General features: G+C 58.3%; 24 protein-coding genes. 9 read left to right on the top strand and 15 right to left on the bottom strand.

Translation table 11 applies throughout. From position 1 onward, the window contains the following. Positions 1 to 39 precede the first annotated feature (39 nt). Positions 40 to 867: a TatD family hydrolase gene (locus AC5S3R_RS17010; RefSeq protein ID WP_494268353.1), complete on the bottom strand. Its 828-nt coding sequence runs from the start codon at positions 865 to 867 to the stop codon at positions 40 to 42. Next, entirely contained in the window at positions 867 to 3059 is a 2193-nt protein-coding gene (metG, locus tag AC5S3R_RS17005) for a methionine--tRNA ligase (RefSeq protein ID WP_494268352.1), read from the bottom strand. The genes AC5S3R_RS17010 and metG overlap by 1 nt, the downstream gene beginning before the upstream one ends. Positions 3060 to 3161: 102 nt before the next feature. On the opposite strand from metG, the gene AC5S3R_RS17000 reads away from it, so the two are divergent. Further along, the gene (locus AC5S3R_RS17000) at positions 3162 to 3518 is read left to right on the top strand and encodes a hypothetical protein (protein ID WP_494268351.1); all 357 of its coding nucleotides are present in this window, start codon (positions 3162 to 3164) and stop codon (positions 3516 to 3518) included. Positions 3519 to 3530: 12 nt separating this feature from the next. Here AC5S3R_RS17000 and AC5S3R_RS16995 read toward each other — a convergent pair whose 3' ends face one another. Both AC5S3R_RS16995 and AC5S3R_RS16990 read right to left on the bottom strand, forming a co-directional pair. Further along, positions 3531 to 4028: a DinB family protein gene (locus tag AC5S3R_RS16995; RefSeq protein ID WP_494268350.1), complete on the bottom strand. Its 498-nt coding sequence runs from the start codon at positions 4026 to 4028 to the stop codon at positions 3531 to 3533. 53 nt (positions 4029 to 4081) lie between these two features. Beyond that, positions 4082 to 4597 (bottom strand): hypothetical protein, encoded by a 516-nt coding sequence (locus tag AC5S3R_RS16990; protein WP_494268349.1) that lies wholly within the window; start codon positions 4595 to 4597, stop codon positions 4082 to 4084. A 115-nt stretch (positions 4598 to 4712) separates the two neighbouring features. Between AC5S3R_RS16990 and AC5S3R_RS16985 the strand changes: the two genes are divergently transcribed. Next, the gene (locus AC5S3R_RS16985) at positions 4713 to 6698 is read left to right on the top strand and encodes an arginine--tRNA ligase (protein ID WP_494268348.1); all 1986 of its coding nucleotides are present in this window, start codon (positions 4713 to 4715) and stop codon (positions 6696 to 6698) included. Positions 6699 to 6834: 136 nt separating this feature from the next. Here AC5S3R_RS16985 and AC5S3R_RS16980 read toward each other — a convergent pair whose 3' ends face one another. After that, on the bottom strand, positions 6835 to 8340 hold the full coding sequence (locus tag AC5S3R_RS16980) for a leucyl aminopeptidase (protein WP_494268347.1): 1506 nt from the start codon (positions 8338 to 8340) through the stop codon (positions 6835 to 6837). 35 nt (positions 8341 to 8375) lie between these two features. Further along, a complete protein-coding gene (gene smpB / locus AC5S3R_RS16975; protein WP_494268346.1) occupies positions 8376 to 8927 on the bottom strand; it encodes an SsrA-binding protein SmpB in 552 nt (183 codons plus the stop codon). 115 nt (positions 8928 to 9042) lie between these two features. On the opposite strand from smpB, the gene AC5S3R_RS16970 reads away from it, so the two are divergent. The 3 genes from AC5S3R_RS16970 to AC5S3R_RS16960 all read left to right on the top strand — a co-directional run bounded on the left by AC5S3R_RS16970 (position 9043) and on the right by AC5S3R_RS16960 (position 12712). Then, the gene (locus AC5S3R_RS16970; protein WP_494268345.1) at positions 9043 to 11559 is read left to right on the top strand and encodes a secretin GspD/PilQ domain-containing protein; all 2517 of its coding nucleotides are present in this window, start codon (positions 9043 to 9045) and stop codon (positions 11557 to 11559) included. A gap of 1 nt (position 11560) precedes the next feature. After that, positions 11561 to 12118: a type II secretion system protein gene (locus AC5S3R_RS16965; protein ID WP_494268344.1), complete on the top strand. Its 558-nt coding sequence runs from the start codon at positions 11561 to 11563 to the stop codon at positions 12116 to 12118. A 192-nt stretch (positions 12119 to 12310) separates the two neighbouring features. Next, positions 12311 to 12712, top strand: coding sequence for a type II secretion system protein (locus AC5S3R_RS16960; RefSeq protein ID WP_494268343.1), 402 nt, complete (start codon positions 12311 to 12313; stop codon positions 12710 to 12712). A 128-nt stretch (positions 12713 to 12840) separates the two neighbouring features. Here the strand turns inward: AC5S3R_RS16960 and yihA are convergent, their stop codons facing one another. Both yihA and AC5S3R_RS16950 read right to left on the bottom strand, forming a co-directional pair. Further along, positions 12841 to 13425: a ribosome biogenesis GTP-binding protein YihA/YsxC gene (yihA, locus tag AC5S3R_RS16955; RefSeq protein ID WP_494268342.1), complete on the bottom strand. Its 585-nt coding sequence runs from the start codon at positions 13423 to 13425 to the stop codon at positions 12841 to 12843. Between the two features lie 7 nt (positions 13426 to 13432). Continuing rightward, on the bottom strand, positions 13433 to 14746 hold the full coding sequence (locus AC5S3R_RS16950) for an MATE family efflux transporter (RefSeq protein ID WP_494268341.1): 1314 nt from the start codon (positions 14744 to 14746) through the stop codon (positions 13433 to 13435). Positions 14747 to 14786: 40 nt separating this feature from the next. Here AC5S3R_RS16950 and tsaA point away from each other — a divergent pair, with 40 nt between their 5' ends. Beyond that, a complete protein-coding gene (tsaA, locus tag AC5S3R_RS16945; protein ID WP_494268340.1) occupies positions 14787 to 15248 on the top strand; it encodes a tRNA (N6-threonylcarbamoyladenosine(37)-N6)-methyltransferase TrmO in 462 nt (153 codons plus the stop codon). Between the two features lie 33 nt (positions 15249 to 15281). Here the strand turns inward: tsaA and lon are convergent, their stop codons facing one another. Next, positions 15282 to 17693, bottom strand: a complete 2412-nt coding sequence (gene lon, locus AC5S3R_RS16940; protein ID WP_494268339.1) for an endopeptidase La — start codon at positions 17691 to 17693, stop codon at positions 15282 to 15284. A 413-nt stretch (positions 17694 to 18106) separates the two neighbouring features. On the opposite strand from lon, the gene AC5S3R_RS16935 reads away from it, so the two are divergent. Beyond that, positions 18107 to 19477, top strand: coding sequence for a S53 family peptidase (locus AC5S3R_RS16935; RefSeq protein WP_494268338.1), 1371 nt, complete (start codon positions 18107 to 18109; stop codon positions 19475 to 19477). Positions 19478 to 19559: 82 nt separating this feature from the next. Here the strand turns inward: AC5S3R_RS16935 and clpX are convergent, their stop codons facing one another. From clpX to tig, 3 genes are all read right to left on the bottom strand, one after another. After that, entirely contained in the window at positions 19560 to 20831 is a 1272-nt protein-coding gene (gene clpX, locus AC5S3R_RS16930) for an ATP-dependent Clp protease ATP-binding subunit ClpX (protein WP_494268337.1), read from the bottom strand. A gap of 115 nt (positions 20832 to 20946) precedes the next feature. Beyond that, entirely contained in the window at positions 20947 to 21567 is a 621-nt protein-coding gene (clpP, locus tag AC5S3R_RS16925; RefSeq protein WP_494268400.1) for an ATP-dependent Clp endopeptidase proteolytic subunit ClpP, read from the bottom strand. Positions 21568 to 21637: 70 nt separating this feature from the next. Continuing rightward, a complete protein-coding gene (gene tig, locus AC5S3R_RS16920) occupies positions 21638 to 23029 on the bottom strand; it encodes a trigger factor (RefSeq protein ID WP_494268336.1) in 1392 nt (463 codons plus the stop codon). A gap of 234 nt (positions 23030 to 23263) precedes the next feature. On the opposite strand from tig, the gene AC5S3R_RS16915 reads away from it, so the two are divergent. Beyond that, positions 23264 to 24382 carry a Gfo/Idh/MocA family protein gene (locus AC5S3R_RS16915; RefSeq protein WP_494268335.1) on the top strand — a complete coding sequence of 373 codons (1119 nt, stop codon included), beginning with the start codon at positions 23264 to 23266 and terminating at the stop codon, positions 24380 to 24382. Between the two features lie 108 nt (positions 24383 to 24490). On the opposite strand, the gene AC5S3R_RS16910 is transcribed toward AC5S3R_RS16915, so the two are convergent. The 3 genes from AC5S3R_RS16910 to AC5S3R_RS16900 all read right to left on the bottom strand — a co-directional run bounded on the left by AC5S3R_RS16910 (position 24491) and on the right by AC5S3R_RS16900 (position 25906). Continuing rightward, positions 24491 to 24706 carry an ASCH domain-containing protein gene (locus AC5S3R_RS16910; RefSeq protein ID WP_494268334.1) on the bottom strand — a complete coding sequence of 72 codons (216 nt, stop codon included), beginning with the start codon at positions 24704 to 24706 and terminating at the stop codon, positions 24491 to 24493. Positions 24707 to 24784: 78 nt separating this feature from the next. After that, positions 24785 to 25039, bottom strand: a complete 255-nt coding sequence (locus AC5S3R_RS16905; protein WP_494268333.1) for a CPCC family cysteine-rich protein — start codon at positions 25037 to 25039, stop codon at positions 24785 to 24787. A 336-nt stretch (positions 25040 to 25375) separates the two neighbouring features. Beyond that, positions 25376 to 25906, bottom strand: a complete 531-nt coding sequence (locus AC5S3R_RS16900) for a hypothetical protein (RefSeq protein ID WP_494268332.1) — start codon at positions 25904 to 25906, stop codon at positions 25376 to 25378. Between the two features lie 449 nt (positions 25907 to 26355). On the opposite strand from AC5S3R_RS16900, the gene AC5S3R_RS16895 reads away from it, so the two are divergent. Next, on the top strand, positions 26356 to 26727 hold the full coding sequence (locus AC5S3R_RS16895; RefSeq protein ID WP_494268331.1) for a hypothetical protein: 372 nt from the start codon (positions 26356 to 26358) through the stop codon (positions 26725 to 26727). Positions 26728 to 26745 lie beyond the last annotated feature (18 nt).

Raw genomic sequence — 26745 nt, 5'->3', positions numbered from 1 at the left:
CCTCAGGCGTTCCGGGCTTTAGCCCCTGAGGTACTCTTATCAGTTTCCCACGAATGGCTGCAGCTTAAACAGCCTCTCGAAGTTTTTTGTCGTTGCAACACCTAATCCATCCACAGTCACGCCTAACAGTCCGGCCAGCGTTTCGGCGGTATGCAGCATATACGCCGACTCATTCCGCTGCCCGCGATACGGTGCCGGAGCCAGCCATGGAGCATCCGTCTCCACCAGCACCCCGTCCAGCGGCAGCTTCGCGGCAACATCCCGCAGCTCCTGCGCTTTGGGATAAGTCAACTGCCCGGCAAACGAGCAAAGAAAGCCCATATCCAGCGACCGCTTCGCCTGCTCCTCGGTCCCCGCAAAGCAGTGCATCACGCCGCCCAGCCCGGTCTTCGCCCAGTGCTCATCCAGCACCACGAACAAATCATCCCAGGCCGCCGTAGTGCCTTCCTTCGGCCTGCAGTGAATCAAAATAGGCCGTTTCCGCGCCGCCGCAATCTCAAGCTGGCGAATCAGCCCCGCATGCTGCACCTCACGCGAAGCGCCCTCGTGGTAGTAGTCCAGCCCAATCTCGCCGCAGGCAATCACCTCAGGCTCAGCGAGAAGGGAATCAAGCTTCTGGTAAGCCGCCTCATCCGCATCCGCCGTCGAGTGCGGATAAATCCCCGCGCTCGCAAACAGCTTCGGCACGCCCGGCTTCCCGTTGTACTCCCGGCAAACCGCCAGCGCCTGGTCCATCTCCAGCGGATTCTCGCCAATGCCAATCGCCAGCATCGCGCCAACGCCCGCATCAAACGCGCGCTTCAGCACCTCGGCGCGGTCCTCCGCATAGCGCGGATTATCGATATGCACATGCGAATCAATCAGCATTACTTCAGCCGTGCTCCCAGCGGCACATCTTCCAGAAATCCAGCCAAAACCGGCGTGCTGTTTGGATCATCCGGCAACGAAGCCGCCAGCAGCATCCCATTCGACTCCAGCCCGCGCATCTTGCGCGGAGCCAGATTCGCGACGATAACAATCTTCCGCCCAACCAGCTTTTCCGGCTCATAGTACGCGGCAATACCGGCGAGAATCTGCCGCTTCTCGTAGCCCAAATCAACTTCAAGCCGCAGCAACTTGTCCGCCTTGGGAATGCGCTCTGCAACCAGCACCTGCGCCACGCGCAAATCCACCTTCACAAAGTCGTCAATCGAGATGTACTGCTTTTCTTCCGCAACAGGAGCGGCCTCAACCGGAGCGGTGCTCAGCCGCGCACTTGCAACCTCTGTCGCAGTCGTATCCACCTTGGCCGTAGCCACCGGCTTGCCCTCGCTCGACGCCACTGTCGTCTGCGTCAGCGCGTCATTTGCCCGAGCCGTGGCAATATCCGTGGCTGTAGTCGGTGCAACCGAAGGCGAAGCCGGAGCCTGCACCGGGTCTACCGTCTTGCCTGCCGCCGCATCCACCACACTCGCATTATTCTGCTTCTCAAGATTTTCCATACGTTCCACCACGTCCTTTTCTGCGCGGGGGAAGAGCGGCGCAGGCTCACCAAACTTCGTGCCGGCCTTCAACCCACCCCACTGCAAATCCATTAAAAACTTTTGCTTCGAAGCATCCTGAATCTCGCCCAGCCCCAACTGCTGCCAAACCTTCGCAGCCGATGCGGGCAGAATCGGATACACCAGAGCAGTTGTGATGCGAATAGCTTCCGCCGCTGTTGCCAGCACTCGCGCCTGCAATGCCGCATGCTCTTCGTCGCTGCGTTCCGCGGGCTTCTTCCACGGCGCATTCGCCGTCAGGTAGCCATCCGTATCCGCAACCAGTGTCCAGATACTCTTCAACGCATCGGAAAATTCAAACGCATCAAAGCCCGGCCCAAACTCCGCAATCGCCCGCTCTGCAGAAGCCTTCAAAGCAATCTCAGCGTCAGTCGAAGCACCAGCCTCCGGCACCACTCCGCCAAAGAACTTGTGCATCATGTTCACCACGCGGCTTACAAGATTGCCATAGCCGTTGGCGAGATCGCCGTTATACCGCCGCACCAGCGCATCAAAGGTAAAGCTGCCATCGGAGCCAAACGGAATCTCTCGGAGCAGGAAGTAGCGCAGCGCGTCCGCTCCAAGCACCTCATCAATCGTCTCCGCGCGCACAATGTTGCCCAGTGACTTCGACATCTTCGTATCGTCAAAGAGCAGCCAGCCATTCGCACGCACCGAACGCGGCACCGGAATCCCCGTCGCCATCAAAAACGCAGGCCAGTACACGCAATGAAAGCGGCTGATTTCTTTTCCTATAAGGTGCAAATCCGCCGGCCAGAATTTCTTGAACTTTTCCTGTTCTTTCGGGTCATCTGAGCCGTAGCCAACTGCCGTCATGTAGTTGGCCAGCGCATCCAGCCACACATACACAACATGCTTCTCATCGCCCGGTACCGGAATGCCCCACGAAAAACTCGTGCGGCTCACTGACAAATCTTTGAGCCCGCCGCGCACAAAGGAAAGCACCTCTTTGCGCGTAGATTCCGGCTGCATAAACTCCGGATTCGCCTCGTAAAACTCCAGCAGCTTCTTCTCAAAAGCCGACAGTTTGAAGAAATAATTCTCCTCGCTCACCATCTCCGTCAGCCGCCCGCAAGTAGGGCAGGGAGCCCCGACCGGAACATCCACCCACGCCTCATCGGAGACGCAATACTGCCCCGTGTACGTGCTCTTGTAGATGAACCCCTTATCGCGCAGCACCGCAAACAGCTTCTGCACGCCGCGCTTGTGCCGCGCTTCCGTCGTGCGGATAAAGTCGTCGTAGCTCAGCCCCAGCCGGTCCCACAGCGCGCGAAACTCGCCGGAGATGGCATCCGCAAACTCCTGCGGGGTCTTGCCCGCCAGTTTTGCCGAACGCTCAATCTTCTGTCCGTGCTCGTCGGTGCCGGTCAGAAACCACGTATCCACGCCAAGCGCGCGCTTCCGCCGCGCAATCGCGTCACAAACAATCGTCGAGTAGGCATGCCCCAGGTGAGGCCGCGCATTCACGTAGTAAATCGGCGTCGTGAGATAAAAATGCTCTGGAACTGGTTTGCTCATGAAGGCTCATGGCCATGAACCGCAAAATTAAGGAACAATAGGCCTTCTACTATCGTAAAGTATCTGCGAGCCTTCTGTGGCTCAGCACAGGAGACATTGCTGATGAACACCCTGCCTGCGGTTCTTCAACTGGACCTGTCGATCCTCTTTACAGCATTGGCCTGGGGCCTTGGGATTTTCCTCGCCACGCGCCGTATCTACGTCTTTCCAACCCTCGCCATCGGTTGTATTGTTTGCCTCTCCGGCTATACGCTCGCGAGCTTGCACGCCCCACTCTGGCTTGTCGTTCCCGCGCTCATTCCGCTCGACATTCTGCTAGCGTGGTATGTCCTCCGCAAGCCACGCAAAATTGCCGCAGCTTACGCATCAAGCTGGGTCTTTTATGTGGCGTTTCACGCAGCACTCAGCTTCTGGTTTCACTGTGACTGGCTAATCCCTGCATGGAGACTCCACGCCTGAGTACGCAACGCTTTAGGCGGCAGCCGTCGGCATGTCCATGAAAAGATAATCCATCGTCCACTCATGCTTCACGCCATGCTGCCGTACCAGCGTAGCCAGTTGCGCATAGTGCCGAATCGAATGCGTCAGCAGTTGCACAAGCGCCGTGCGCCGCGAAAACCGCACCGTACCCAGGCTGCGAGTCTTGTATTCCATCTCCGTTTCCCACCACTCCTGGTCTCGCTCCAGCAGCGGACGAATCAGATCCATCGCGCGGTCATGCGTGGCATAAATTGCTTCTGTCGTGCCGTAGGGAATCGCCGAATAATCCGACTGCGGCAACTCGTTCAGCCCCTCCGCATAACGCAGCTCTACTGCTACAACATGCTGCAATACCTGCGCTACAGTCTTCGATTCGCGAATATCGCAGGGAAACGCCAGAATCTCCGGCCGCTTGGTCAGCAGTTCTTTCCACTGCCCGGATGTGTGCTCCACCCACGCCTGCAACTCAGCACCACTCAACGCAATCATCTTCGCAGTCCTCTCTCGTCATCGAGCATACGCCGAACACCAAACGTCCGTTGCTACTGCGCCTTCGGCTCATCCACCGGATCACCCGTCTTATGCTCCGCAATCTGGTAGCGAAGAAAATCATGAATCGCTGCGACTGCCACTGGGTCGTCCGATTCGATGTGCACAGCCCCGCCCGCATCCACCTGAACAAACTCGTAGTGAATCTTGTCTTTCAGCAGCTTCATCGTCGTCGTGCCCGGCGGAATCGCATCATGCACCAGCATCGGCGCTTGAAAGTTGCCACTCGCAAACATCTGCGCAATATGCCCCAGGTGCATGTGGATCATGTTGATATCCTGCGTATCCTTCGGATCATTCGCCGTTACCTGGATGACGCCGCCTTGCGCCTGAATCAGAAAATGATGCGTAGTCTTGTCATGCGGAAACCCCATCACGTGGTCTCCGCGCATTTCCATCGCCATGTGGTGTTGGTCGGCGGAGTTTGCGACGGGTTGTTGTGCTGCTTGTGCGCCGTCCATTGCGTATAGTGCTGCGTTAATCGAAAGTATGCAAACCGCAGTCTTCATTCGCACCTCTCCCTGTCCGTTGGATGAAGCCAGTATGCTCTTCCAATCGCCGGTGCGCAAGCGCCTGTCTGCTAAAATAACCCTTGTAAATCAAGGATTTCTGAGGCCTTCCCGCGTGTATCTCGAACTACAAAAACAGCTCGCCGCGCACCTCCGCTCGGTGCTCAAAGCGAAGTATTCGCTCGACATGGAAAACATCCCCGTCGAGATTCCGCCCGACCTTAAATTCGGCGAACTGGCCACGCCTATCGCGCTGCAACTCGCGCGCTCCCTGCGTAAAGCGCCCAAGGTTATCGCGCAGGAAATCGTGGAAGCCATTGGAACCCTTCCCGGCTTTTCCAGTTTTGATGTCGCCGGTGCTGGCTACATCAATGCAAAGCTCGACCGCGCAGTTGGTGTGCAATCCGTCGTGCGCGGAGACAGCCCCGCGATTTCGTCTGACCATGTTCTCGTAGAGCACACCAGCATCAACCCCAACAAGGCCGCACACATCGGCCATCTGCGCAACGCCATTCTCGGTGATACTTTCGTACGCTTACTCCGCGCCGCCGGAGCAAAGGTCGATGTGCAGAACTACATCGACAACACCGGCGTGCAAGTCGCCGATGTAGTCGTAGGCTTCCTTCACCTCGAAGGCAAGTCATTAGCAGAAGTCCGCGCATTGCTCGATGATCTCAAGCAGAAAAACGAGCGCGTCGATTACTACTGCTGGGACCTCTACGCAAAAACCTCGCAGTGGTACGAGCAGGGAAGCGAAACCGAAAACGCCGAGCGTAAGAAGTTGCGCTACGCCACGCTGCACGCTATTGAAGAAGGCAACAACGAAACCGCTGAAGTAGCCGAGCTGATTTCAACGGCTGTTTTGTATCGCCATCTCGAAACCATGCTCCGCCTCGATATCGAGTACGACTTCCTCCCGCGTGAAAGCGAAATTCTTCACCTCAAGTTCTGGGATGTAGCCTTCGAGCAGTTGAAGCAAACCGGCGTTCTTTATTACGAAACCGAAGGCAAGAACAAAGGTTGCTGGGTCATGCGCCGCCCTGGTGCGGAAATCGCCGAAGGCGAACTCGATGAAGACGCCAAAGTCATCGTCCGCTCCAACGGCACCGTAACGTACGTAGGCAAAGACATTGCCTATCACCTTTGGAAGTTCGGCCTCCTGCCTGGCCGTGACTTCGGCTACAAAAAGTTCTTCACCTATCCCAATCACGAGTGCTGGATATCCGCTGAAAGCGGCGAAGCCGACCACCCTCACTTCGGCGGCGCAACGGCCATCTACAACGTTATTGACTCGCGCCAGTCCGACCCGCAGGCCAACGTGATTCAAGCTCTGCGCGGCATGGGCCACACCGCGCAGGCCGACCGCTACACGCACTTCAGCTATGAGATGGTCGCGCTCACCCCGCGCTGCGCCGTAGACCTCGGCTACACCGTTGCCGAAGAAGATCTGTCGCGGCCCTACATCGAAGTCAGTGGCCGCAAAGGCTTTGGCGTCAAAGCCGACGACCTCATCGATAAGCTCATCGCCGCCACCAGCGCCGAAGTAGAAAAACGCCAGACCAGCCGCGAGGAATCCGAACGCCAGAAGATTGCCGAGCAAATCGCTATCGGTGCGTTGCGTTACTTCATGCTCAAGTACACGCGCAATTCGGTGATCGCCTTCGACTTCAAAGACGCTCTCAGCTTTGAAGGCGAAACCGGCCCCTACGCGCAATACGCAGCCGTCCGCATCCGCAACATCTTCCGCAAAGGCGAAACCACACTGGAAGCAGTCCTCGCCGACTTCGCCAAAATCGCACCGGAAACATTAGCGCAGTTCCTCGGCAGCGAAGACGCAGAAGATATCTGGGCGCTATGGCTCCGCGCTGGCCGCCGCTCGCTGGTGCTCGATCAAGCCATCACCGCATCCGAGCCCGCCTACTTGGCCAAGCACGCCTTCCAGCTAGCGCAGGAGTTCAACAACTTCTACCATCACCACCACATCCTTACGGAAGAAGTACCGGCAAAGAAGACATTCCTTCTAGCCACAGCAGCCATCGCCCTGCGCGAACTGGTGCAGGTCCTAAGCTGGCTAGGCATCGAAACCCCAGAAGCGATGTAAGAACAGCTATTAGCCATTAGCTTCTAGCTCTTAGCCAAACAACAAAGGCAACGGCATAGCCGTTGCCTTTGTTACATCTCTATATCGAATCAACAATTCGCACCTTCACAATCAAGCTAACAGCTAAAAGCTGCCTTTAGTACTTCTTCACCCACTCGACAATCGACCGCACTGCCACACCGCTAGGCCCCTTGGCAATATGCGGCCCACCTTCATCAATCCACGCGAGCCCAGCAATGTCGAGGTGAATCCAAGGCGTATCCTCCGCAAACACCTTCAGGAACTCCGCCGCAGTAATCGCCCCGCCATACCGTCCGCCGGTGTTCTTGATATCGGCAATATCGCTCTTAATCAAATCCGCGTACTCATCGCCCAACGGCAGCCGCCAGAACTTCTCGCCGCTCTCCGCAAGGCCCGCGTTGAACTTCTCATACGTCGCATCATCATTCGAGAACGAGCCAGCGTTAATCTTGCCCAGCGCCACGCCCACAGCGCCCGTCAATGTAGCCGCATCAATCAAGTGCGTCGCGCCCAACTGCTTCGCATAAGCCAAACCATCCGCAAGCACCAGCCGCCCCTCGGCGTCGGTATTGATAATTTCGATTGTCTTTCCCGACATCGCCGTCTGCACATCGCCAGGCTTCTGCGCCTTGCCATCCGGCATATTTTCGGTCGAGCAGACCACGCAGATCACGCGCACCTTCGGCTTCAGCAGCGCAATCGCGCGCATCGCACCCAGCATTGCAGCTCCACCCGCCATGTCGTACTTCATCTTCTCCATGTTGTCGGCAGGCTTAATCGAGATACCGCCCGTATCAAACGTAATCCCCTTGCCAACAAGCCCAATCACCGGGCCATCAGTCACGCCCTCAGGCTCATAGCGCAGCACGATCAGCGCCGGAGGCTCCACGCTGCCCTGCGCCACGCTCAAAAACGCGCCCATCTTCAGTTCGCGCATCTTCTCGGTCGAAGAAATCTCAGCCTTCAGCCCAACCTCGGCAGCCATCGCCGCCGCGCGCTTGCCAAACTCCGTCGGAGTCAGCACATTCCCCGGCTCATTCACCTGCACGCGCGCAAAGTTCTGGCTCTCGCCAAGAATCACGCCTTCAGCAAATCCCGCCTCAACAGCAGCCTTGACCGCGCTCTCCGGAGCCACAGCCACAAAGCTCTGCACGCTCACATCCTTGCGCTCGCTGCGATACGTATCGGAGTCAAAATCCCCAACAACCGCACCCTCAGCAGCAACCCGAGCCGCAGTGGCAATCTCCACGCTCTCCAACTCCGGCAATGCAAACACCAGTTCGCGAATCCCGCGTGGCTTCGTGTAGCGAACCGCAGTCCCGGCAGCCGTCCTCATGCCATGTGCCGTAGCCTTCGCAGCCTTGCCCAATCCAACAACCAGCAGCCGCTTCGCCTTCAGCCCAGCCGGAGCATGAATCAGCACCGTCTCATTCGCACCGGCCTTAAACTCGCCAGAGCCAAGCACGCCAGCAGCCGCAGCCTTCACCGCCGCGTCAGCGGTCAGCAACTCCGGCACAGCTTTAACATCAGAGCCTTTTTCCGTCTGCGTGTCGGCCGCCAGCACCGCCAGCAACTCCGTCTCAATTGTCGAAAGGGAAGCAAAAGAAAGTTCAGTCCGCATACGGACATTATTCCACTGCAAACTGGCCCAAACTGTTAACGCTGGTTCCGGTGCTTACTCGCATTCACCGCCGCCCGAGCCTCGCGGTCCGCCTCGCGCCGCTTCTCCGTCTCGCGCTTATCCCAATCCTGCTTGCCTTTGGCTACCGCCAGCTCGCATTTCACCCGGCCATTCTTGAAATAAAGCCGCGTCGGAATGAGCGTATGCCCCTTAATCTGCGTCTTGGAGAGTAGCTTACGAACCTCTTCGCGATGCATCAGCAGCTTCCGCGTCCGGGTTTCGTCATGATTCGCAATATTCCCATGCGAATAAGGCCCAATATGCACGTTCAGCAGAAACGCTTCGCCATCTTTAATCAACCCGTAGGCGTCCTTCAGGTTCGCCTTGCCCTCGCGAATCGACTTCACCTCGGTTCCGCGCAGGGACAGTCCGGCCTCAAACTTCTCCAAAAGAAAGTAGTTATGCCACGCCGCCCGATTCTGCGCCGCGTCCCGCTCGCCGCTCGCCACCGGGTCCCGCGGCTTCGGCTTCTTGGTCGCCTTATTCTCCTCGTGCTGCGCGACAGCGTAGCTGTTCTGACGTGCCATTTCCAAAATCCTCGAACATATATCCTAGCACCGGCCCGAATTTCATCTCCTCCTGCGCCGGCCCGTCCCCTGGGCCGTCTAAACGCAGGTCTTTGCTAAAATGAGGCATCACTGGATGGGTAATTTCTCGCAGAACCAGAGCCGCCCCCGCGGAGTAGAAAGCACACTTATGAGCCGCACCACCCGCGCCGAAGGCGCCACCCGCCATCCGCGCAGGACCGCAGCAGGCGCCGCCCTGCCGCTTGCCCTGGCCTTTTCCCTCATGCTCACCGCAGTCCCCACCCTTGGCGCTGAGTCCGCAGGCAAGGACTACAAGCGTGGCCAGACCGCCGAAGCAGCCGAAAACTACGACCTCGCCTTTGAAAACTACCAGAAGGCCTACCAGAAGAACCCCAAGGACCTCCGCTATAAAACGGCTTTCTATCGTCTCCGCGGCTCTGCCTCCGCCCAGCACTTTGCCAAGGGCAAGCAGTTGGAAGCCCAGAGCGACGATGCCGCAGCCATCGTAGAGTTCATGCGCGCCGCGGAAATCGACCCCAGCGACGAAGCGGTCACGCAGGAAATCGCCGCTACACGTCTCCGCCAGCAAAAGGCCGCTGAGCAGCAGCGTTCCCAGCAGCCTCCGCCGCAGGCCTCCATCCGCCAGCAGGAAATCGATAGCATGGGCGCTCCCATCCAGCTCAAGCCCATCAACAGCGAGCCGCTGACGCTCCACATGGCCGAGGACTCCAAAACCGTCTATCAGGCGGTAGGCCGCGCCGCCGGCGTCAATGTCCTCTTCGATACCGACTACACCGGCAAGCGCATCCAGGTTGACCTCACCAACGTCACCCTCCTCGATGCCCTCCGCATCGTCGGCATCCAGTCCAACACTTTCTGGCGTCCCGTCACGGCCAACACCATCTTCGTCGCGCAAAACTCGCCCAACAAGCGCCGCGACCTCGACGAGCAGGCCATCCAGACCTTCTATCTCACCAACGCCACGCAACAAAACGACCTTACGGACGCCACCACCGCTCTGCGCAATGTCCTCGGCGTCAACATCAAGGCGTTTTCCATCGCCAGCCAGAACGCCATCGTCGTCAAGGGCACCCCCGACGAGCTGCTCCTCGCGCAAAAAATCATCAACGACATCGACAAGGCCATGCCCGAAGTCGTCGTAGATATCGCCATCATGGAAGTCAGCAAAACCTGGGAGCGCACCCTCGGCATCCAGTGGCCCGGCAGCATCGGCGTGCAGCTTCAGCCGCCCACCAGCAGCACCTCCACCACCACAACAACAGACAGCAGCGGAACCACCACCAGCAACCTTACTCTCTACAACCTGGCCAATCTCAACTCCAACGACTTTGCCATAACCCTCGGAGCAGCCACGGCCAACCTGCTGCTCAGCGACTCCAACACCAAGGTTCTGCAGAACCCGCGCCTCCGCGCCACCAACCTGCAAAAGGCCACGCTCAAAATCGGTTCGCGTATCCCCATCGCCACGGGTTCTTACCAGACCGGCACAACCGCCTCCGTAGTCTCCGGCCTCGTCAACACGCAGTTCCAGTACATCGATATCGGTGTCAACATTGAAATGACGCCCACCATCCATGCCGACGGCGACGTAACCCTCAAGCTCAAAGTTGAGGACATGTCGGAAGGAAACCAGGTCAACATCAGTGGCGTAAACGAGCCCATCATCATCCAGAAAAACAGCGAGCAGACCATCCGCCTTCGCGAAGGCGAAGTCAGCGTCCTCGGCGGCATCCTCGAAAAGAGTGATTCGACCAGTTGGAGCGGCATCCCGGGCCTCAGCTCGATTCCCATCCTCCGTTACCTCTTCGGCTCCAAGGACCATCAGCTCAACACCGATGAGCTCGTCTTCATGCTCGTGCCGCACGTCGTTCGCGGAGCGTCCGTCTCCGAGGCCAACCTGCGCCCCGTCGATACTGGTACCGGCCAGGGGGTGCAGCTTCGCCGCATTGCTGTAGAAGGCGCTGGAGCCAACTCCGCTCCATCCGTGCAAACCGGCGTAGCCACCACATCCATCAGCTCCACCAAGCCGCCCTCGGCCGCTGCCGCCGCTCCCGCTGCGCTCGCGGAGATGAACAGCTCTGCCGACGGCGCGCTTAATCAAGCGCCCGCGCTAGGCGGGCCAAAATCTCCCGCAACCGTTCCTGCCGCAGCCATTCCGCAGCCCTCGGCTGCGCCCGCTGCCGCTCCCGGAGTACCCGGCAGCGCCCTGCGCCTCATGCTCAACGGCCCCAGCTCCGTCAACAGCGGAACCAGCTTCCAGGTCCCCATCGTCATCAGCGGAGCCAATGACATCGCCTCGGTCCCGCTCCAGTTGCAGTACGACGCAACCAGGCTCTCGCTCGTCAACGTGTCGTCAGGAGACTTCCTCAGCCGCGATGGTCAATCGGTCAATCCCGTGCATCGCGACGACGGTCCCGGCAACCTGACCATCAACGCCACGCGCCCCGCAGGCGCACCAGGTGTCAGCGGAGCAGGCGTCGTCTACGTGCTCACCTTCCAGGCCAAGGCGGCTGGCTCCACTAGCATCGCCATCACCCGTCCCGGAGCCCTGACCACCGGCCAGCAACCTGTCCCTGCACAGGCCAACGCCCTCACGGTCAGCGTCAAGTGAAATGCAGCGCGTCTCTCCAATCCGGAAATCGCGGTGGTCCCGCATCACTCCCGCGCCCCATCCTTCGAGCGTTTCTTGCTCGAAGGGTGGGATACCTCAGTCGAGAGTTCTCCCGGCCCATGAACGCGGCCTGACCCTGGTAGAACTAATCGTCACCGTAGCGATCCTGGCCATCCTCGCCTCCGCAGCCATCCCAGTAGCGCGTTTCCACATCAAGCGCCAAAAGGAGCGCGAGCTGCGTTACGACCTCTGGATGATGCGCGATGCCATCGACAAGTACAAGGACGCTGCGGACAAAGGCGGCTTCCAGACCAAGGTAGACAGCCAGAACTACCCCCCCGATCTCGACACGCTCGTCAAAGGCGTCGATATCCAGGGCAAAAAAGTAAGGTTCCTGCGCAAAATCCCCATTGACCCCATGACCAACAAGGCCGAGTGGGGCATGCGCTCCATGCAGGACGACCCAACCTCTGATTCCTTCGGCGGCCAAAGCGTCTTCGACGTGTACTCAAAATCGCTAGGCACAGCCTTGGACGGCACAAAGTATTCCGACTGGTAACAAACAGGTAGGCTGGGGATTTATCCCCGGCAAAAGAATTCGGCAGTCTGATTGGTTTTAGGTAGGGCAGGGCTGTAGCCCCGCCACAAACACGCAATCAAAGTTTTGTATCAGGGCACAACTTCAGTCGTGCCGAAAGAGCGGGAAATAAAAATCGGGCTTTAGCCCCCGAAGCTTTTCGCGAAGGCGGGAATGATTAAAAAGAAACAACACGAATCCGGCTTCACGCTCCTCGAGCTGATGATCGTCATGACCATCATCCTCATCCTCACGGCCATCGCCATCCCGGCCTACAAGGCGTCCGTCATCGCCGCTCGCGAGGCTGTGCTCCGGGAAGATCTGCAAACCATCCGTGGTGCCATCGACTCCTACACCGCCGACAAGCAAAAAGGCCCGCAGTCCCTCGACGACCTCGTACAGGAAGGCTACCTCCGCGAAATCCCGCAGGACCCCATGACCCACAGCAAAGAAACCTGGGTAACCGACATGGGCGACTCGTTGCACTCCATCGACCAGACCGACCCTGGCATCGACGACGTCCACTCCGGCTCCCAGGACACCGGCACCGACGGCCAGCCCTACTCCAGTTGGTAGGCACAAAGCTTGGGCGCCCCATCCTTGGCACGTCTTTGTTTTTGTGCCAAGGGTGGGATACCTCAACAGTGAGTTCTCCCTATCCAAGCTCTCCCACAAAATAAAGCCGTGTCATCCTCACCGGCGAACTAACTCCCCAGCCCCTCAAACCTCTGCCAAAGCGCCCCAATCCCCATCCCCGTCTTAGCGGAAACGGGAAGAATCTCGTCAATCTCCAGCCCTTTGCGCAGCGCATTCAGGTTGCGTGTCCGCTCATTGCCGCTGAGGCGGTCTACTTTGGTGGCGACAACCACAAACTCGCGTCCTACGTGCCGCAGCCATTCAATGAGCTGCTTATCGCGCTCCTGCGACGGAATGTTGGAGTCAACGAGGCAGACGCAAAGGCCCAGCGTCTCGCGCTCAGCCAGGTAAGGCTCAATAAACTTAGGCCACTCAGCAGAGATGGACTTGGAAATCTTCGCGTATCCATATCCCGGCAAATCGGCAAAGACCAGCTTGCGCCTCTGCGACTGGTCCAGCAGAGCAAAAAAGTTGATGGCCCGCGTACGTCCCGGCGTGGAGGAAACTTTTGCGGCTTTCTCGCCCGCGAGCGAATTCAGCAGGCTTGACTTGCCCACGTTGGAGCGGCCGAGGAAAGCAATCTCCGGCGCCTGCGAGGCAGGGAACTGATCGGCGCTCATCGCCGAAAGCAAAAACTGTGTCGTATATTTCATCCGTATCTCAGGATACCGTTACCGGCTCGGTAAATCGCCTCTCAATTCGCGGAAGCCTCATCGCCAGCAAAATGCCGCGCGCGCCCATCCAGACGCAAAACGCGCACCAGAGGCCCGCATTTCCATACCACTGCTCCAGCCCCAGGGCCAGCGCCAGGAAGACGGCCAATGAAATCACCATGGCATCGCGCAACTCCCGCCCGCGCGTGGCGCCGATAAATACTCCGTCCATCTGATATCCAAGGACAGAGACAAACGGCAACGCCACTGCCCACGGTAAGTAGTGCAAAGCCAGCCCGCGCACTGTCTCCACGTTGGTGTACATCCCTACTACCCACTTTCCGGCAAGGAGATATACCAGCGAAGCCATGGCAGCTACCAGAAACGCCCATACGGTGGAAGCGCGCAGCACCGCGCGGTAATCCTCGATGCGGCGCGCCCCGATGGATTCGCCTACCAGCGCTTCGGTGGCATTCGCAAAGCCATCCAGCCCGTACGCGGCGATGTAATGCAGGTTCATCAGCACGGCATTGGCCGCAAGCACCGCGTCGCCCTCGCGTGCTCCGGCTCGCGTAAACCACGCATACGCGGCGACGAGGCAGATCGTCCGTATCAGGATGTCAAAGTTCAATGCGAACAATTCTTTCAGCTTTGGGCCGGCGACCAGTTCCTGCCAGCGAACACGGAACCACTCCCGCTGCCAGACCAGCGCCAGGCCCAGCAGACACCCGGTCCACTCCGCAATGGCCGTTCCTGTAGCGATTCCCGCCACGCCCCAGTGCAGCCGTAACACCAGCGTCATTGCCACGCAAACATTCACCACGTTGATGACCGCTTGCAGCACCAGCGCCAGCCGTGCCCGTTGCCGCCCCAGCAAATAGCCGAGGATCGCATAGTTCATCAGCGCGGCCGGGGCTGACCATATCCGTACATGGCAATAGACCTGCGCATTCGCTGCTGACTCCGCGCTAGCCCCCAGCAATCGCACCGCCAGCGCAATCAGCGGGCCTTTCAGCGCCAGTATCCCTACACCAATTGCCGCCGCCATTCCGAGAGCTCGCAGAAAGTGCATTCGCAGAGCATCTTTCTCGCCTGCTCCATGCGCCTGCGCCACAAGGCCCGTGGTGCTCATGCGCAAAAATCCAAAGCTCCAGTAAATCGTGTCAAAGAAGATTCCGCCCAGCGCCACGCCGCCCAGCGCGGCAGCGCCGGGCAGGTGTCCGCTGAGAACCGCATCCACCGTCGAAAGCAGCGGCTGCGTTAAGTTGGAAAGAATCAGCGGCAGCGCCAACAGAAAGACACGCCGATACCAGTGAGCCATTCCCTCGATTCTACTTGGGCTATTGCATTACGATGCAGACATGTTCACGCCTTGCCCCATCGGTTTCGTCGTCAGCCCGCACAAAGACACCGCATCCATCCCCAAAGGCCTCGGAGCCAAACATAAGGCCGAAGGTGCGCTTGAAATCCTTCGCGAATACGAACCCGGTCTTACCGATATTGAGGGCTTTTCGCATCTTTTTATTCTTTGGGAGTTTGACCGTGCCGACGGCATGAGCCTCTACGGCCGCGTTCCCGTCGACAACCGCGAGCACGGCGTCTTCGCTACGCGCAGTCCACGCCGTCCCAACCCTATCGGCCTTACAGTGGTGGAGTTGCTGAGCCGCAATGGCAACATCCTCCGCGTCCGTGGGCTTGATATGCTCGACGGCACGCCCATCCTCGACATCAAGCCTTATATGTCCAGCATTCCTGTGGAGCAGTTACGCCGGGGATGGCTGGCTGAAGCGGAATCCGCTGCAAAGAAACAGGGTGCTTCTTAAGAAGCACCCTGTTTCTTTCGAACTTGTTTTGTGTTATTGCCGAGCTACCGCTCCGCCCGTAATCTCCGGTTGAGCCACTGCCGCCAGCGTCTCCGCCGCAGCCGGAAGCGGCTCCGGCAACGGTTCCGCCAGCGCCAGCTTCAACACCTCATCCATCGAATCCACAAAGTGCAGCTTCATCGAGTTCTTAATGTTGTCCGGCAAATCGGAAAGGTCTTTCTCATTGCCACGCGGCAGAATCGCTTCAAAGATTCCCGCCCGCAGCGCCGCCAGCAGCTTCTCCTTCAAGCCACCAATCGGCAACACCTTCCCACGCAGCGTAATCTCACCCGTCATCGCAATATCGCGCCGCACCGGAATTTTTGTCAGAGCGGAAGCCAGCGCCGTAGCCATCGTGATGCCAGCCGAAGGACCATCCTTCGGAATTGCACCCTCCGGCACATGCAGATGCAGATCAAGGTTGCGGTAGAACTCCCGCGTTAGCCCAAGCTGCTGCGCCTTGCCGCGAATATAGCTCAGCGCCGCCTGTGCAGACTCCTGCATCACATCGCCAAGCTGGCCGGTGATGGTGAGCTTGCCCTTGCCATCCAGCACCTGCACCTCGGTGTTGAGAATGCTGCCCCCAACCTCCGTCCATGCAAGCCCGGTAACAACGCCAACCTCGTTCTTCTCCTGCATCTCGGAGTCATGGAAGCGAGCCACGCCAAGGAACTCCACCACATTGTCTTTCGTGATGGTTTCCTTGTGCTTCGCGCCATTCTTCACCACACGCCGTGCCACCTTGCGGCAGATATTCCCAAGCTCGCGCTCCAGATTACGCACGCCAGCCTCACGCGTGTAGCTGCGGATGACCTCAAGAATAGCGCTGTCTTCAATGACAATCTGCTTCTCCGTCAATCCCGTCTGTCCGCGCTGCTTCTTCACGAGATACTGCTTCGCAATCTCCAGCTTCTCCTGCTCGGTGTATCCCTGCAGCCGCAGAATCTCCATGCGGTCCTGCAGCGGAGCAGGAATTGTATGCAGCACATTCGCCGTCGCCACAAACAACACCTGCGATAAGTCGTAATCCACGTCGAGATAGTGATCCTGGAACGTAGAGTTCTGCTCCGGGTCCAGCACTTCCAACAAAGCCGAAGCCGGATCGCCCCGGAAATCCGAAGCCATCTTATCCACTTCATCCAGCAGGAAGACCGGGTTCTTCGTTCCTGCCTTCTTCATGTGCTGAATAATCTGCCCCGGCAGCGCGCCGATATACGTGCGCCGATGTCCGCGAATCTCCGCCTCGTCCCGCACGCCACCCAGCGCCAGCCGAACAAACTTGCGTCCGGTGGCCTTCGCAATCGACATGCCCAGCGAAGTTTTGCCCACGCCCGGAGGCCCGACAAAGCAGAGGATGGAGCCCTTCGGATTTTTAACGAGCTGACGCACGGCAAGAAACTCAAGAATGCGGTCCTTGATCTTTTCGAGGCCGTAATGGTCTTCATTCAAGATCTTCTCGGCAAAATCAATCGACCGCGTTTCCTTCGAGCGCTTCTTCCACGGCACCGCCAGCAGCCAGTCAATGTAGTTGCGGCTCACCGTGCTCTCAGCACTCATCGGCGGCATCGCTTCCAGCTTCTTTAGCTCAGTGATGGCTTTGTCCAGCACATCCTTCGGCATGCCCGCCGCTTCAATCTTCTTGCGCAGCTCGTCAAACTCGCTCTTCTCGCCGCGCCCCAGCTCTTTCTGTATCGCCTTAATCTTCTCGTTAAGGTAATACTCTTTCTGCGCTCGCTCCATCTGCCGTTTCACGCGGCTCTGGATGTTGCGGTCCAGGTCAAGCTTCTCAATCTCAATGTCGAGCACATCCGCAATACGCGCCAACCGCGTCGCCGGATCAAAGATGCTCAGCAACTCTTGCTTCTCTTCAATGCCCAACTGCAAATTCGCGGCAATCACATCCGAAAGCTTGGAAGCCTCGTCCATGCGAACCGTGGCAATGATGGTCTCGTAGTTCAGCGACTGCTGCAGCTTCACATACTGCTCAAAGAGCGAAGTGACGCGCTGCATCAACTGCTCCACCGGGGGCGTCATCTCAAACGCATTCTTCCCCGTGCGAACCGTCGCCACAAAGAACCCATCGCGGTCGTTCACATCGGTTGACTTCGCGCGCTCCACGCCTTCTACGAGAACCTTGATGTTCCCGTCCGGCATTTTCACGTTCTGCACAATTTTGCAGACACAGCCAACCTGGTAAATCTCTTTTGCGTGCGGTTCATCCATGCTCGCATCATGCTGCGTAGCCAGAAAAATAAGCCGGTCGCCGGTCAGCGCTTCTTCAAGCGCCCTCACGCTGGACTCGCGCCCCACCACAAAGGGCGTCATCATGTGTGGAAAAATCACCATGTCCCGAATGGGCATCATGGGGAGCTTGCGCGGCTCCGATTTGTCGCGGGAAGAGGTCATAAGAAAGTGTAACTCCGCACATTTGACGCGGCCAAACCCCACAAAGATGCAGAGCAGGGAAGCCCCACGCCAAAAGCTTAGATTGGATTGTACAGAGATTCTTCAGCGCCGCACGCCGATTCGTAAACAAGCCTGTGGATTCTTTTCCCGCAACACCGCAACCAGAAATCCATCTTGACATTCACACACCTGCCCCATAATCTCCCATCACCAGCATCTTCAGGCTGATAACAAAGTCTCAAAGATTGTCTTGGGCGGGCCCTGCCGTCTTTGCCTTTCCGTTCTTACGGAACGTGCTGCCTCCTTCTCCCCGGAACTGTTCCGCTTGTTTCTCCTGCGTACTTCTGGATTCGCTGTCGAATCAAATTCAACCTTACAGTGCAGTTTCCACAACCTTTGGAGGAACCAGTCCTATGTTCGACATCCTTTGTCGGCGCCACGCAGCGTCCGGCCCTCTTGCTGCCACGGCAAAATCAGTGCTTAGCTCCGCAGCGCTCACATCCCTCTTCCTTGGCTCTCTCTCTGCATCGGCCCAGGGCTTCCACCGCCGCCAGTCCACGGTCATCATTCCCCACGCCAGCCAGTCCAGTCCAGAAGATAAAGGCATCCGCGCCCACGCCAACGTGCGCATCCTCATGACTCCCACAGCCGGAGCCAATCCCCAGACACCGCCCTTCGCTGGCTATGGCTATGAAACTCCCGCCACCCTCGCCTGCATCTACGGCCTCGCGCACCCCACTAAGGGCTGCAATCCCAATGAGGTAAACGCCAACAGCACCGGCGGCAGCGGCGCCATCGCCATCGTGGACGCATACGACTATCCCACCGCACAGTTTGACCTCTCCTACTTCTCGCAGCAGTTCGGACTGCCCGCAGCCGATCTCACCGTCGTCTACGCGCAAGGCACCGAGCCGCCTGCGGACCCCACCGGAGGCTGGGAGTTTGAAGAAGCTCTCGACATCGAGTACGCCCACGCCATGGCTCCCAACGCCAAGATTTATCTTGTCGAAGCCAACTCCAACTACAACTCCGACCTCTACCCCGCCATCACCGTAGCCACCAACCTAGTCCGCTGCGGCAAAACCACAACCTGCCCCTCCACCAGCACCGGCAAGGGAGAAGTCTCCATGAGCTGGGGCGGCTCCGAGTTCACCGGCGAAACGCAGCTTGACTCCTACTTCAGCGCTCCCGGCGTCACTTTCGTAGCCGCTGCCGGAGACGAAGCCGGCGTCATCTATCCTTGCGCCTCGCCCAACGTCGTCTGCGCCGGAGGCACCAGCACCGCCCGCTCTGACACCACCGGCAACCTCATCGGAGAAATCGCGTGGTCCGATGCCGGCGGCGGCGTCAGCGAAGTCGAACCCATCCCGTCCTATCAGGCTCACGCACCGCTGGTCGCCTTCCAGACCGGCAAATTCCGCGGCGTTCCTGACATCTCCGCCGTCGCCAACCCCAACACCGGCGTATGGGTCATCGACACCACCCCATACGAAGGCTCCATCGGCTGGTGGACCGTCGGCGGCACAAGCCTCGCCACCCCAGTTCTCTCCGGCGTCCTCAACGCCACCAAGACATTCGGCTCCAGCGCCGAGGTTCTGGCGGACGTGTACGACATCCGCAACAAGGGTGCCTTCAACGACATCCTCTACGGCGCATGCGGCTACTACTCTGGTTCGTTCTCCGGCCTCGGCTGGGACCTCTGCACCGGTCAGGGCAGTCCGGCCAACTTCACCAAGCTCACCAGTTCGTCCAAATCCAACAGCACTCCACCGTGGTTCTGGTAATCCAGCAGGCAAAACTCCAGCCAACAAAAAAACCGCCGCTGCCATCAGGCAGCGGCGGTTCAACTTTCCAGCGGAAACTACTTTATCCCGCCTTCTCCAGCAAGCTAAGCGACAAATCCCGCCGCTCCACCATATCGCGAGTAATCTCAAGGTCGCGAACCTTCTTGTTGCTGGGCAGGTTGTACATCAGGTCAAGCATCAGCTCTTCCAGGATCATCCTCAACCCTCGCGCGCCAACCTTGCGTGTAATCGCCTCGCGCGCAACCGCCCCAATCGCATCCTGCGAGAAGTGCAGCCGCACATTCTCATACTCAAACATGCGCTGGTACTGCTTCAGAATTGCATTACGCGGCTTGGTCAGAATCTCAACCAGCGCAGCCTCATCCAGTTCATCCAGCACGCCCATCACAGGCAGTCGCCCAACAAACTCAGGAATCAAACCGTACTTGATAAGGTCCTGCGGCTCCGTCTTGCGCAGCATCTCCGTATCGCGAGTGTTGCGGTCCTGCGCCTTGTCGGCCTCGGAGTCAATCGTCTTGAACCCAAGCGCCTTCTTGCCAATGCGCCGGCCCACCACGCGCTCCAACCCAACGAAAGCACCACCGCAAATGAACAGGATGTTCGTCGTATCGACAGCCGTAAATTCCTGGTGCGGATGCTTGCGTCCACCCTGCGGCGGAACATTCGCAACCGTGCCCTCAAGAATCTTCAGCAACGCCTGCTGCACACCTTCGCCGCTCACATCGCGAGTAATCGAAGGGTTCTCATCCTTGCGGCCAATCTTGTCGATTTCGTCAATGTAGATGATGCCTTGCTGCGCGCGCGTCACATCGCCATCGGCTGCCTGCAGCAGCTTCAGAATGATGTTCTCAACGTCCTCGCCAACATAACCAGCCTCAGTCAGCGTCGTAGCATCCACAATCGCAAACGGCACGTCGAGCATCTTTGCCAGCGTATGCGCCAGCAAAGTCTTGCCCGAGCCCGTAGGCCCAATCAGCAGGATGTTCGACTTCGCCAGCTCCACATCATTACCGCGCATGCGGTTCATCTGGATGCGCTTGTAATGGTTGTAGACCGCCACGGCGAGCTTCTTCTTCGTCGTATCCTGGCCAATCACATAATCGTCCAGAAACGCCTTCACTTCATGTGGCTTCGGCAGGTGTCCCGCGCTGGTCGCAGGATGCGCCTCACCGCGGTCATCTTCCAAAATGGAGTTGCAAACACCCACACACTCATCGCAGATATACGCTCTGGGATAATCGCTGGGCGACGAGATCAATTTGGCGACTGCGTCTTGCGACTTATGGCAAAACGAGCAGCGCAATGCTTCTTCAGGTCCCGTTCGCGGTTTCATAGTTCTAACTGCTCCTCCACAGTCTGCTTCCAAAAATCCAACAAGGAATCCAAACCAGGCTCAGGGAAGGGAACAAGGTTTTCTATACCCTATCCCCTATACCCCATACCCTGCCTTACGATCCCTTCGGCCTATCGATGATTTCATCGATAATGCCATATTCCTTCGCCTGCTGCGCATTCATAATGAAGTCGCGCTCCACATCCCGCTCAATCCGTTCCAGCGGCTGATTCGTATGCTTCGCCATCAGCGAGTTGGTAATCTCGCGGATGCGCAGAATCTCACGTGCATGAATGTCAATATCGGTGGCCTGTCCGCTCAGCCCGCCCATCGACGGCTGGTGAATCAGGATGCGCGAGTTCGGCAGCGCAAACCGCTTGCCCGGCTTACCGGCGAGCAGCAGAAATGCGCCCATCGAAGCCGCCTGGCCAATGCAGAACGTCGTCACATCGTTCTTGATGTACTGCATCGTGTCGTAAATCGCCAGTCCGGCCGTAATCGAGCCGCCCGGCGAGTTGATGTAAAGCTGAATATCCTTCTCCGGGTCCTCGCCGGAGAGAAACAGCATCTGAGCCACAATCAAATTGGCAACCTGATCGTCGATCGGAGTGCCCAGGAAAATGATGTTATCGCGCAGCAGACGCGAGTAAATGTCGTAGGCGCGCTCGCCCCGGCTCGTCTGCTCAACCACCATGGGAACCAATGCCATGCTGTGCTCTTCTCGCTCTCCGTTTATGCGGAAGCCCTCTTCCGCGTTCTTGTTTCCGCGCCGGTTCACTAACAAAAGAGAACCGGCGCGGCCATGATTAAAGCCGGTCGTACAACAGTTGGGAGGTTTTTTCTCTCTTCAGTTGTTCCCGGATTCTAGCCAGCCCGCCGTCCTGCGTCAAACGCGCAGTCAGGGCTTCCACATTCTCACCCGTCTGAATCGCGCCAATCTGAATCTCGCGCTGCACGTCCTCATCGGATACTTCGATGTTCTCCGCCTGCGCAATCTTGGCGATAATCAGACCCGCCTTCACTTCCTTCACGGCCTGGTCGCGCTGTGCCTCGCGCAGCCGTCCAAAGTCCAGCCCGCGCATCTGCTCAGAGCTCATGCCCTGTGCCGCAAGCGCGCGCAATCCGCGCTCCAGCCGTGCATCAATCTGCTCCTGCACCAGGCTCTCAGGAACCGCAAACGGGAACTTCGCAATCAGAGCCTCGAAGAGCTTGTCCTTCGTCTCGCCCTCAATGTTGCGCTGCTTCCGGTTCGCAAGGTGATCGCGGACAGCCTTCTCCAGCCCGGCCAGATCCTCGTAGTCACCCAGCTCCTTCGCAAACTCATCGTTCAGCTCGGGAACCGTGCGCTTCTTAATAGCCTTCACGTCAATGTCGTAATCCACAGTCTTGCCCTGCAGCGTTTCCTGCGGATAGTTATCCGGATAGCTGGCCGAAACATGGAGCGTCTGCCCCACCTTCGCACCGCGAATCGCATCCGTAAACGCAGCAACCGTGTCCTTGCCGCCAATCTCAACCAGGGCCTCTTCGCCCTTAATCGGAGCAGCATCTTCCGGCGCGCCTTCCATCTTGCCTTCGTACGAAATCAGCGCCCAGTCGCCATCCACAATCGCGCGCTCTTCGTCTTCAACAGGCTCAACCGTAGCGCGGCTTTCAAGCAACTGCTCAATCTCTGCCTTGTACTCGTCCTCGGTCACTTCAACAGAAGGCTTCTCCACCTTCACGTCGTTGTAGCCGTCCACGCTGAAGTCAGGCAGCGTCTCAAACACGGCCTTCACATGCAGCGGCTGGTCTTCTTCCAGCGTCAGCTCCGTCACCTGCGGCTGCCCCACAGGCTGCACGCCAAGGTCGTTCACGGCCTTCTGAAACTTCTCAGGAAGCAGCGCATCCAGCACGTCCTTGCGAATCTCATTCGCAAAGCGCTTCTTGATAAACGATTCCGGAGCCTTGCCTGGACGGAATCCCGGCAGCTTCGCATGCTTCTGATAAGCCTTCGTAACGCCCTTGAAGACCTTCGTTACTTCATCTGCCGGAACATCCAGCGCCACTTCGCGAGTCACTTCAGGATTCAGCGTAGGCGCATGCGAATGATCGTGGTCATGGTGGGAGTGATCGTGTCCCGCGTGGTCATGGTCGTGGTCATGCGAGTGACCTTCCGCCACCGGCTTCTCTTCATTTTCGAGGGTATCGACAGAACTCAACTTTGTTGCCTTCCAGGCGCATCCCGCGCCGCATCCAAACTTCCCGCGCGTGGCTGCGCTCTGCACGGCCTCCGCAATTCAGGAAAATGCTCTATTTATCGTAAGAGGGAAGCAATCAAAGGGTCAAACTGCCAGCACGTTATCCACAGCCACCCGTAACATATTTGGGAACGTTACCATCCACCCGGCCCGTCCGCTTACAATCATTCCGCAACCAAATCCAAGGAGACAGCAATGCCCAAATTTTGCCGCGCCTTTCTCCTCGCCGCCACCTTTTTAGCGGCATTCAGCCTCACGGCTCAAACCCCGAGCCAGTCCGCCCCCCTCCGCGTAGCCATCGTCGGCCTTGAGCACGGCCACGTCAGCGGATTCCTTCACGCTCTCCAGGCATACAACAACGTCCAGCTCGTCGGCGTAGAAGATCCAGACTCCGAACTCCTCGCCAAGTATCAGAAACAATACAGTTGGCCCACCTCCATGCTCTTCAAATCCGAAGACGAGCTAATCGAAAAGACCCACCCGCAGGCTGTCCTCGTCTACACCTCGGTCGGAGGCCACCGCGCCGCCATTGAAATCGCGGCCAAGCACAATACCTCCGTCATGGTCGAAAAGCCTCTGACCATCTCGCTAGCCGACGCCCGCGCCATCCGCGCCACCGCCCAGGCCCACCACATTCACGTCCTCGTCAACTTCGAGACCACCTGGTACGCCTCCAACCGCGCCGCCTATGAGGACTCCGAACACGGTGCCCTCGGCCCCCTCCGCCGCGTCGTCGTCCACGACGGCCATGAAGGCCCCGCCGAAATCCACGTCCAGCCCGAATTCCTCAAGTGGCTCACCGACCCCGAAACCAACGGCGCCGGCGCCCTCTACGACTTCGGCTGCTACGGTGCCGACCTCGTCACCTGGCTCATGCACGGCGAGCGCCCGCTCACCGTCACCGCCGTTGCCAACCACGACAAGCCCTCCGTCTACCCCAGGGTGGACGACGACGCCACCATCATCATCCAGTACCCCCACACGCAAGCCGTCCTGCAGGCCTCATGGAACTGGCCCTTCGCCCGCAAAGATATGGAAGTCTACGGCGCAACCGGCTACGACATCACCATTGACGCCACCCGCATGCGCAACCGCCACCACGGCGAATCCGCCGAGCGCGCCGTAACCGCCCCGGTCCTCCCCGAAGCGGAAAGCAGCTCCCTCAACTACCTGGCAGCCGTACTCAACGGCAAAATCACCCCCAAGGGCGACCTAACCAGCCTCGACACCAACATGATTGTCATGCAAATTCTGGACGCAGCAAGAGAATCTGTCCGCACCGGCAAAACCATCCACCTGACAGAAGCGCCATAGCCCTTAGCACAGATCTTCCACAAATCTCCGTGCCCCATCCTTGCGGCTTTTTTCTGCCGCAAGGGTGGGATACCTATATAGCCAGCTCTCCCACAAAACCAGGCGGTGTCATTTCCCCGGCGGCACATAATGAAACCGAACTAAATAAATCCTCTCGCCCCGCCCATGCTTGGCTACTTTTAACAGGTTCAGCACGCCAGGAAACCCGCTCTCGCGCGCCAGCTCCGGCGTAATATCCGGCAGCCCAATCGGCTCAATCGATTCAATCTCAATCTCGCCTTCGTCCATGCGGTAGCGTGCGCCCACCTTCACTCGCGGACTCATCCAGATCCGCACGCTGCAGGTAATCTTCCCGCTGCGAACCCCATCCCGAAGCCGTTTGGCAAAAAGCACGAAGCCAGTCTACTCCGCTACCATCTCCGCCTCATCCGGCTTTCTCACATAGGGCAAAAACCGCGGATGGGAAGCCCCACACTCCAGAAAGTACACCCGGGCCTGCGCCAGGCTAAGCGTCCCATTCACTGTCAACCGAACATCCCCCGCATCCGCATCTTCCTGCCCGTCATCCTCCCACCAGCAAACCGGACAAAGCTCCATCGAATCCGGCGCGCTCAGCGTCCGGCATCCGCAACACGGACAACGAAAACGAATCCCCATACCCGCAAAGACGGGAAAAGGATGTAAGGAGTTTATGGGGAAGGACAGGGGACAGGCATGGGATGCAGTTCCACAAACTTCGGGTGCCCCCGGTCCCTAGCATTGGGGGACCGGGGATGCCAATATCGTCAGCTCTCTGTCTGAGTTCAACCACAAAAAACAGCGTTGTCATCCTGAGTGAAGCGCATTGGGGCCCCACGAAGTGGGGAAGGCGGAGCGAAGGATCTGCGGTTGCAGTTTATAGCCTTTGTTCTTTACAGTTTTTCTGCCTTTTATGGCTCTATAGCTCCAGCCGTTTATCTAAAGCCCTGTACCCCACAACCCTGTACCCTGCCTTTAAAACCGAAACACCAACCCCGTACTAAACCGAGCCTTAGTCCCTTCCGCCGGCGAGTGCGTCGAGCTAACCCGATCCCCTGCAAACCGCCACGCAAAAAACGGCAGCACAGGAATATCCACACCCGCGCCCAGCGCATACCCAAACCCGGTATTGGAAACCGACCCAAACTTCCCATTCGAGTCCGAATTCGCCGTATGCGCAATGCCCACCAGAACATGCCCATACACGCTGAACCTCAGCGCCTTCGCCGTAACCCGCGGCCCAAACAGCACAGTCGTGGTCCCCGGCGTATTCCCGCCGCCCACGCCATATTGAGCAATATCGGCCTCGCCGCCCAGAAACGGAGCCATATGAACATGCAGCGCGCCATTCCAGCCGTTCTGCCCACCCGTTCCCCGGTAAAACGTATCCGACCCCGTCCGCGTATAGCCGAGGTACACATCCGAGCCCTTAAGACTAGGACTTTGTGCCGCCACGGAGCCCACTGTGCCTGTAATCAATAGAAAAGAAAAAAGAAAACGTCGCATAACTATCTACTCTCAATTAAGAAATTTCGTTCTATATTCATCTTCGACTCCCTCCACCCCCAAACCGCTTCCCAAAATCCGCCCCCGCGCCTAATCCGTTACCCCGCACATATCGTTTGTTCTGTCCATCTCCGCCCTCACAAAAATAGCGTTATCATCCTGGACGAAGCGCATTGGGGTAGGCAGAGTGAAGGATCTGCGGTTGCCTTTTTCACTGCCACACCCCCATCTCGACCCCGACCACCGGGAGGGCCACAAAATCCCCGTGGCGCGCAAAGCGCGCAGCCGCTGCATGCAATGCAAATAAATCCCAAATCTGTGGATAACTCTTGCGCTCAATTAACCCCTTTTGTGCCACACTCTTTCTTAAGCAGAAAAAAACCGCCATCCCGTCCTCGGGCTGGCGGTTTTTCTTTTGCCCAAATGTGCCCTAAAAAGGAGAAGCGCCAATGTCCACCCCCATCCCGGAAGAACAGGAACCAGGCAACGAATCCACCGCGCACCCAGCCGTTCAGGCCTGCACAAACGCCTGGTACGACGAATACATGATGTGCAAAGAGCAGGGTATGTCCGACTACAACGCCCGTGAGCAAGCCAAAATCGCCTACAAGGGAGCCATGCCGGACCTTGGAAGTGAAGAGAAAATCCTTGGCTTCATCGCCTGCGTCGGTCGAGGAATGCTGCTCAACGTCTTCGGCTACAGCGAGTCCGCCAAGCTTCTCTACGCAGCACAGGTCGCCAGCCAGTACATGAGGGCTATGCAAAAGCACCACAAGCCACAGTTTGCGGAGCCAAAAGCCCCCACCAAAGCCGCGGCCTAGCACCTACCCCCATCCCCC

The organism is Occallatibacter sp. FHG110214_02, from assembly GCF_059115385.1.
The sequence above is the reverse complement of the archived record's forward strand: the minus strand, read 5'-3'. Positions and strand labels throughout refer to the sequence as shown.

What these genes read in the sequence shown, in the direction of transcription:
- AC5S3R_RS17010 (WP_494268353.1), bottom strand. Translation starts at nt 867, where the DNA reads ATGCTGATTGATTCGCATGTGCATATCGATAATCCGCGCTATGCGGAG.
- metG (WP_494268352.1), bottom strand. Translation starts at nt 3,059, where the DNA reads ATGAGCAAACCAGTTCCAGAGCATTTTTATCTCACGACGCCGATTTAC.
- AC5S3R_RS17000 (WP_494268351.1), top strand. Translation starts at nt 3,162, where the DNA reads ATGAACACCCTGCCTGCGGTTCTTCAACTGGACCTGTCGATCCTCTTT.
- AC5S3R_RS16995 (WP_494268350.1), bottom strand. Translation starts at nt 4,028, where the DNA reads ATGATTGCGTTGAGTGGTGCTGAGTTGCAGGCGTGGGTGGAGCACACA.
- AC5S3R_RS16990 (WP_494268349.1), bottom strand. Translation starts at nt 4,597, where the DNA reads ATGAAGACTGCGGTTTGCATACTTTCGATTAACGCAGCACTATACGCA.
- AC5S3R_RS16980 (WP_494268347.1), bottom strand. Translation starts at nt 8,340, where the DNA reads ATGCGGACTGAACTTTCTTTTGCTTCCCTTTCGACAATTGAGACGGAG.
- smpB (WP_494268346.1), bottom strand. Translation starts at nt 8,927, where the DNA reads ATGGCACGTCAGAACAGCTACGCTGTCGCGCAGCACGAGGAGAATAAG.
- AC5S3R_RS16970 (WP_494268345.1), top strand. Translation starts at nt 9,043, where the DNA reads ATGGGTAATTTCTCGCAGAACCAGAGCCGCCCCCGCGGAGTAGAAAGC.
- AC5S3R_RS16965 (WP_494268344.1), top strand. Translation starts at nt 11,561, where the DNA reads ATGCAGCGCGTCTCTCCAATCCGGAAATCGCGGTGGTCCCGCATCACT.
- AC5S3R_RS16960 (WP_494268343.1), top strand. Translation starts at nt 12,311, where the DNA reads ATGATTAAAAAGAAACAACACGAATCCGGCTTCACGCTCCTCGAGCTG.
- yihA (WP_494268342.1), bottom strand. Translation starts at nt 13,425, where the DNA reads ATGAAATATACGACACAGTTTTTGCTTTCGGCGATGAGCGCCGATCAG.
- AC5S3R_RS16950 (WP_494268341.1), bottom strand. Translation starts at nt 14,746, where the DNA reads ATGGCTCACTGGTATCGGCGTGTCTTTCTGTTGGCGCTGCCGCTGATT.
- tsaA (WP_494268340.1), top strand. Translation starts at nt 14,787, where the DNA reads ATGTTCACGCCTTGCCCCATCGGTTTCGTCGTCAGCCCGCACAAAGAC.
- lon (WP_494268339.1), bottom strand. Translation starts at nt 17,693, where the DNA reads ATGACCTCTTCCCGCGACAAATCGGAGCCGCGCAAGCTCCCCATGATG.
- AC5S3R_RS16935 (WP_494268338.1), top strand. Translation starts at nt 18,107, where the DNA reads ATGTTCGACATCCTTTGTCGGCGCCACGCAGCGTCCGGCCCTCTTGCT.
- clpX (WP_494268337.1), bottom strand. Translation starts at nt 20,831, where the DNA reads ATGAAACCGCGAACGGGACCTGAAGAAGCATTGCGCTGCTCGTTTTGC.
- AC5S3R_RS16915 (WP_494268335.1), top strand. Translation starts at nt 23,264, where the DNA reads ATGCCCAAATTTTGCCGCGCCTTTCTCCTCGCCGCCACCTTTTTAGCG.
- AC5S3R_RS16910 (WP_494268334.1), bottom strand. Translation starts at nt 24,706, where the DNA reads ATGAGTCCGCGAGTGAAGGTGGGCGCACGCTACCGCATGGACGAAGGC.
- AC5S3R_RS16905 (WP_494268333.1), bottom strand. Translation starts at nt 25,039, where the DNA reads ATGGGGATTCGTTTTCGTTGTCCGTGTTGCGGATGCCGGACGCTGAGC.
- AC5S3R_RS16900 (WP_494268332.1), bottom strand. Translation starts at nt 25,906, where the DNA reads ATGCGACGTTTTCTTTTTTCTTTTCTATTGATTACAGGCACAGTGGGC.
- AC5S3R_RS16895 (WP_494268331.1), top strand. Translation starts at nt 26,356, where the DNA reads ATGTCCACCCCCATCCCGGAAGAACAGGAACCAGGCAACGAATCCACC.